Raw genomic sequence first — 6,350 nt, 5'->3', positions numbered from 1 at the left:
TCTTTCCAGTAGTAAGCTGCCATTGATTTATCATCAATTTTGCGACCATCACCCATGTCATATTTACCTTGGTATGGATCGGCCAGTATTTCTGGTGAAGAAAGATTGAAATAATTTCGTCCTGCGAGAATTTCAGCCGCTTCTTTGCGGTTGTCAAAATTATCTAGCCATTGCTGCGCTTCCATAATTCCTTTTAAAATTGCTTTAGTAGCTTTGGGATTTTTATCAACCCAGTCGCCTCTGATAGCTAAGTATTCTTCAGGATGATTTTTCCAAATTTCTGCCGTTAATGCTGCTACGTAGCCGATTTTGTCTTGAACAAGACGATAAGGCCAGGGGTCGCCTGTACTAAAGGCATCCATTGTTCCTGTTTTCATGTTGGCTACAGTTTGCGCAGCTGGTACTGTCAGCAATTTGACATCTGCATCTGGGTCTAAGCCACCTGCTGCTAACCAGTAGCGAATCCACAAATCTTGGTTGACGTGGGGAAAGGTAAATGCAGCTGTGAAGGGTGTTGAGGATTTTAATTCCTTAAATAAAGATTTAGCGCCGGCGAGTTGTAAGCTAATCCCTTTACCTTGGTGCTTGTTTGCGATCGCAATTCCATTTCCATGTGTAACCAATTGGCATAATACATACATGGGAATTTTTTGATTGCCCTTGGTAATTAAACCTTCTGAAATTAAATGTGGCATTGGCATCTGCCATTGACCGCCATCTATACCACCACCAGCAGAACCAATTTCTACGTTGTCTCTGGCTGCACCCCAAGAAGCTTGTTTGGAAAGGTCAACCTTGGTCATGCCATACTTTGCAAAAAAGCCTTTTTCTTTAGCAATAATTAAAGGAGCCGCTTCTACAATGGGAATATACCCCAGTTTGACTGTAGTAGTTTCTGGTGTTTGTTCAGGGCTAATATTAGCAACCGATTGAGCAGTTGGTTGTGCTTGAGTGTTTCCACCAGTTAGGTTGTCAGGAGGATTGCCCAAACAGCCTTTGAGAAATACAGCACCCGCCGATACTCCGGCTGTGACGATGAATTTGCGACGGGAAATTTGATTAAAAAATTCTGTCATAATATCTCCTGAAAACGCAATTTTTATTTTTTATAGCTATGACAATTTAGGCAAAACAAACCTTATGTTTATTGCGCCATTAATTATTAATCAAGCTAGATTTTGCCAAGCGATCGCAGCTAAATCATTGCTGAAATAGCTACCTATATAAAAAAAACTCGGCTAATTTATTGGCTCTGCTTTTTTAGTGTGATGCAGAGGTATCATTTACCTTGTTGAAATCACTTTACAGCCTTTGAAGCCAAATTTGTTAACTTGAAGTATGGATTTATTAAACAAATATTAAATTGTATGTATAAAGAAAAACTTATCTATCTTCCTGAAATGTAGGAAGGTTTTCTAATATATAAACTCTTATTTATGAAAACTATTATATTAAGTTTATGATTCCCTGTTTTTATTTCTTTTGTAACTTATTTTTAGTATGAATTTGTCATATATAAGTTTTTATTTATAACAACTATAGCAATCCTCTTTGATTTGTGAAAATGCGTGTTGTCCAGATCCCCGACTTCTCAAAGAAGTCGGGGATCTAATTTTTCATATAATTTTCACGTAGTATATTCGGCGTTAATTTTCACGTAGTCATAACTCAAATCGCAACCCCAAGCTTTACCCACACCATAACCATTACCAACATTAACGGAGATTAACACCGTATCCTCTTGGAGATAAGCACCCCCTGCTGCTTTTTTCAAATAAGCACTTGCTGCTGCACGATCGAATTGCAAAGGTTGTCCATTTTCTAACATTAAAAAATTCCCTAGCTTAATTTGCAGGTTTTCTTGCTCAAAGGGTATACCTGCACGTCCGGCGGCGGCGGCGATGCGTCCCCAATTTGGATCGCGTCCAAAGATTGCAGATTTAACTAAGGATGAGCCAGCAATGGTTTTGGCTATTTGTCGGGCTGAGAGTTCATCATGGGCCCCTGTGACTTCCACTTCAATTAGACAGGTTGCGCCTTCACCATCACGAGCGATCGCTTTGGCTAAATGTTGACAAACTGCTGTTAACATCGCCTCTAATTTCTCGGCTTCTGCACCCCATTCGATAATTGCTGGGGTGCGAGATTGACCGTTTGCCAAGGCAATTAAGCTGTCGTTGGTACTGGTATCACCGTCCACCGTAATGGAATTAAAGCTTCTATCAGCCGCCCTTGCTAACATCTGCTGCCAAAGGTGAGGTGAAACCATCGCATCACAAGTCACAAATGCCAGCATGGTTGCCATATTGGGGTGAATCATCCCCGAACCTTTGGCAATGCCGCCAATTCTGACTGGGCGTTGGCGCAGCCCGCCGGGGGCATCGCTTATAGTTGTCTCTAGGGCAATAGATTTTGTTACCAAGTCTGTAGTGATAATTGCTCCGGCGGCGGCATCTGAGCCGGTTTCTGATAGTGCTGTTACTACCTTGGGAATTCCGCTTCGCAAAGCATCCATCTTAATTCTTTGACCAATCACGCCAGTAGAAGCCAGTAACACAGATTCAGATGAGATGTTCAGGGCTTGGGCTACAGCCATTGCAGACTCTAGAGCATCAAGGTAGCCTTGAGTTCCGGTAGCGGCGTTTGCTTGTCCAGCGTTGCAGAGGATGGCACGAGCGCTGTGTTTAGCTTGCAAGCGTTGGCGACAATATTCTACACAGGCGGCTTTAACTTGGCTGGTGGTGAAAACACCCGCAGCGATCGCTTCCACCTCCGAAAATATCAAAGCTAAATCTGGCAACCCCGAAGGTTTCAAACCTGCGGTAATTCCCGCCGCCTGATACCCCCTTGGTGCTGTGATGCCACCTGTTATTTCTTGCCAATCTGTCATTATTCTTCAGGGTAAACTATTGAGGGATTTGAACAATCTCTCAATAGTTTAAAGTTTTGAGGGTAAATTTTAATTACTCAATCAGGAATTAACTGCGATCGCCCTTGGCGTTGGCGCTGCGATCGCTCTCGATAACTCCCCAAACCAAAAATCTTGATATTTTCTACAAAGGGCAGAGTTTCGTCTGCTTTTGAGTAATTTTTAAGTACAATTACTTAATAGGTGTTAGCCAGTCCCAACAAGAAGCAATTTTTAGTATCTTTTTAATAACGAAGATTGTTAGGGAAATATCATTTAGAGTTGCTAAATCTCCAAGGTCTTGATAAGCTGAAACACCAATCATATAAGCCTTCTGGCGGTTTTTCTGTCTTCAGATTCTTGAAGATGCCGACGCAATATAGGAGTGTTTTTTAGTGAACGCAGCTGAACAGGCAACGAACCTTAAACTCGCCAGCAACATTGCCACGGTAGTTAATTTGTTCAAATTCGAGTTTCCTGATGCCAAATCCGATCTCAAACCCTGGAAAAATGACCCGGAAACTAGGGAGTTAGTCGATCCAGATTCTATAGATATTGGTTTTCACTTTCCTGGTATTAGCAAATCTTGGCGAAGTCGTAGTATTTTAATTCAAATCCGATTTTATCAAGATCCGATCAATAATTCCCGCCGTGCGATCGGTGTGGAGGTGGCTGGATTCGATCATCGCGGTGAGGCGTGGCGACTTTCTACGGTAGAAAACTGGAGTGTTGTCGGCACATCTTCACCTTCTGGTGAAATCGAAGATAAGCTCAAACAGATTTGTCGGCAGATATTAGAAGTATTTAATAAGTCAAGTGATTGAAGAAAAATTCTGAATTCTGTTTGATACCAGGACTTACGCAAAAACCCTCCTAAACTCTCATTTCTCCGTGAACTCTGTGTCCTCTGTGGTTTGTTTTCCGTTATTTGTGCGTAAGTCCTAGATACAATCAACTTGTGTCAGAGAAAGTAGTGAGGAATAATACAGAAGAAAGCTTTGTATAAGCGTAGCCCGCCCGATCGCAATGACTACTGTAATATTTGTTCATGGCACTGGCATTAGAGAACAAGAATACAACGAAACCTTTGAGATAATTCAGCAAAAGATTCACGCCGAACGTCCTGATATCAAAGTTTCTCCCTGCCTTTGGGGTGTATTAGGTGCAAAGTTCAATGATAATCGGGCATCAGTACCCTTGGAAGATGCGACACTGGCTTTATCTGATTCAGAAGAAGACGCAGATATTGTATTGTGGGGACAATTATACCGCGATCCTCTGTATGAATTACGGCTGTTGTCTTTAAAACCGATTGAGTCAGAAAATCCCTTTGGGGAGGAACCAGGGGATGTTTTACAATCTCGTGTAGCGAGTCTGACTCCGACATCTCAACTGCAAGCCAAGTTGCAAGAGGCGGGAATTGCAGAGGTATTTGAGCCAGCACGAGAGGCGGTTATCCACAGTGAACCGTATCATCAGGCGTTGCTCAGAGTTTCCGAATCTGATTTGAGTGAATATTATGCACCAATAGCTAGAGCGATCGCGGCTCAAGCAATGTTTATTAGCGAACAGCAAGAAAAATTTCCCCCCATACTCACCGATGCCCAATTGCGGGATAATGTTGTGGAATTGCTGACTCTGGCTTTGGGAGAGGCGGAGTTAGGATTGGGTGGCTGGTTGTTAAAGCCACTTGTTGAATTAGCCTTGCCAATGGGAACAAATTATGTTAAGAAAAACCGCCTTGAACTAACTGATAAAATTTCCCCTATGCCTGGTGATATTTTGTTGTATCTGACGCGGGGTGAAAAAATTAGGGCGTTTATCCAGCAACAAATTGCCCAAGCAGAACCGCCAGTGGTTTTAATCGCCCATAGTTTGGGAGGTATCGCTTGTGTAGATTTGCTAGTGCAGCAGCATTTGTCTGGGGTGGAATTATTGGTAACAGTTGGTTCCCAAGCACCATTTTTATATGAGATTAACGCCCTCTACAGTTTAGAATATGGGCAGTTATTGCCAGAGCATTTCCCGGAATGGTTGAATATCTACGATTTACGGGATTTTCTCAGTTACGTGGGTAATGGTATTTTCCGCGATCGCGTGCAGGATGTGCAAGTAGATAGCAGACAACCATTTCCCCGTTCTCACGGTGCTTATTGGACAAATGCCAAAACCTGGGAGGCGATTATTTCGAGGTTGCCATAATGGTTTACTTTTTACGGTATCTAGAAAACCCCTCTCCAAACCTCTGCCATACAAGGCTACGGTGTACACACAAGTCAAATTACCCCCCTCAATCCCCCCTTGCAAAGGGGGGAAGCCGGAAATCTAGTTCCCTCCCCTTTGCAAGGGGAGGGTTAGGGTGGGGTAAAAACCAGATTCGGCTAGGTCATCATGCAGTTGATAGCTAAACCCGATCGCACTTTTGGCTTAATTGTGGGTATTGAAAAATACCACGAACCCGCTTGGAACGTGACAGGTGGAGGGCCAGCCGATGACGCGCTGAAATTTGCTCATTGGCTGCATCGGCGTGGTGTACCGAAGGAGAATATTCGGTTATGTTTATCAGCACTGGTAGAAAATCAGCAGTTAATTGGGGAATGTGGGTTAAATGTAGAGTCAGCAACAGAGCAAAATATTTTCGACATTGTGACTAACTTTTTATCCCCAAAATCGGGGGATTTACTCTACATTTTTTGGGCAGGACATGGTTTAATTACCTCAGAACGAGAGCGTCGGTTGTTTTGTGCTGATACAAATAAAGAGAATTGGCAGAATTTAGATTTGAATTCTTTATTAGTTTTGTTAGGTTCCGATAAATTTCAGATTCGTAATCATATTTGTATTATTGATGCCTGTGCCAATTATGTTTTAGAGTTGAATGGAAGACCAACTAACTTAGGTGGCAAAGCTTTTTTGAGTGGTCGCCCAAAGCAAGATAGTCAACAATTTGTGTTACTGGCTACGCGGGAAGGAGAAAAAGCTAAGGTAAATTCTGAAAATAAAACAGGATACTTCTCTCAAGCTGTCAGAGAGGCTTTTACAGCAGCTAATGGCACTTTTCCACCGAATATGAAGGAAGTTACTGAGGCAGTTAAACAGCGATTTAATAGTTTAGATAAAAAACAACTGCCGACTTATTTTTATTCCCGCAGTTGGGATGGAGATATTGAAAAATATCATTTTAATCCGTCTGAAATTCCGCATGATATCCCACAGAGTCAAGCTCGTAAGTTTGTTGGTAGAGATGAGGAAATAGAAGCATTGCGTCAGTTATTGCAAGCAAATGATATTGTGGCTATTAGCGATGTGACTGGACAAGGTGGGGTGGGTAAAACAGAGTTAGCTATTCAATATTCATCGCAATATTTAGAAGATTATTCTGGCGGGTGTTGTTGGTTAAATCCCCAAGGTATTGATTTGGGAACCCAGTTAGTAGAGTTTG

5 protein-coding genes are annotated in these 6,350 nt (G+C 42.3%); 3 read left to right on the top strand and 2 right to left on the bottom strand.

What is annotated here, in order from left to right:
• Positions 1-1,076: CmpA/NrtA family ABC transporter substrate-binding protein (locus tag HWQ37_RS31140; protein ID WP_292754549.1), on the bottom strand; the 1,076-nt coding region annotated here is incomplete at its 3' end.
• A 551-nt stretch (positions 1,077-1,627) separates the two neighbouring features.
• A complete protein-coding gene (argJ, locus tag HWQ37_RS31135; protein WP_292754546.1) occupies positions 1,628-2,890 on the bottom strand; it encodes a bifunctional ornithine acetyltransferase/N-acetylglutamate synthase in 1,263 nt (420 codons plus the stop codon).
• 413 nt (positions 2,891-3,303) lie between these two features.
• On the opposite strand from argJ, the gene HWQ37_RS31130 reads away from it, so the two are divergent.
• The 3 genes from HWQ37_RS31130 to HWQ37_RS31120 all read left to right on the top strand — a co-directional run.
• On the top strand, positions 3,304-3,732 hold the full coding sequence (locus HWQ37_RS31130; protein WP_292754544.1) for a hypothetical protein: 429 nt from the start codon (positions 3,304-3,306) through the stop codon (positions 3,730-3,732).
• Positions 3,733-3,934: 202 nt separating this feature from the next.
• A complete protein-coding gene (locus HWQ37_RS31125) occupies positions 3,935-5,110 on the top strand; it encodes a hypothetical protein (RefSeq protein WP_292754541.1) in 1,176 nt (391 codons plus the stop codon).
• A gap of 189 nt (positions 5,111-5,299) precedes the next feature.
• Positions 5,300-6,350, top strand: a 1,051-nt coding sequence (locus HWQ37_RS31120; RefSeq protein ID WP_292754538.1) for an ATP-binding protein, incomplete at its 3' end; no start/stop codon positions are given.

Origin of the sequence: Nostoc sp. NMS4, assembly GCF_017115095.1 — a bacterium.
Taxonomy (GTDB): Bacteria; Cyanobacteriota; Cyanobacteriia; order Cyanobacteriales; family Nostocaceae; genus Nostoc.
Note: the sequence above shows the minus strand (reverse complement) of the source record. Positions and strands in the feature narration are given on the sequence as shown.

Excerpts from the sequence above, each read along its gene's own strand:
- HWQ37_RS31125 (WP_292754541.1), top strand. The coding sequence starts at position 3,935 with ATGACTACTGTAATATTTGTTCATGGCACTGGCATTAGAGAACAAGAA.
- argJ (WP_292754546.1), bottom strand. The coding sequence starts at position 2,890 with ATGACAGATTGGCAAGAAATAACAGGTGGCATCACAGCACCAAGGGGG.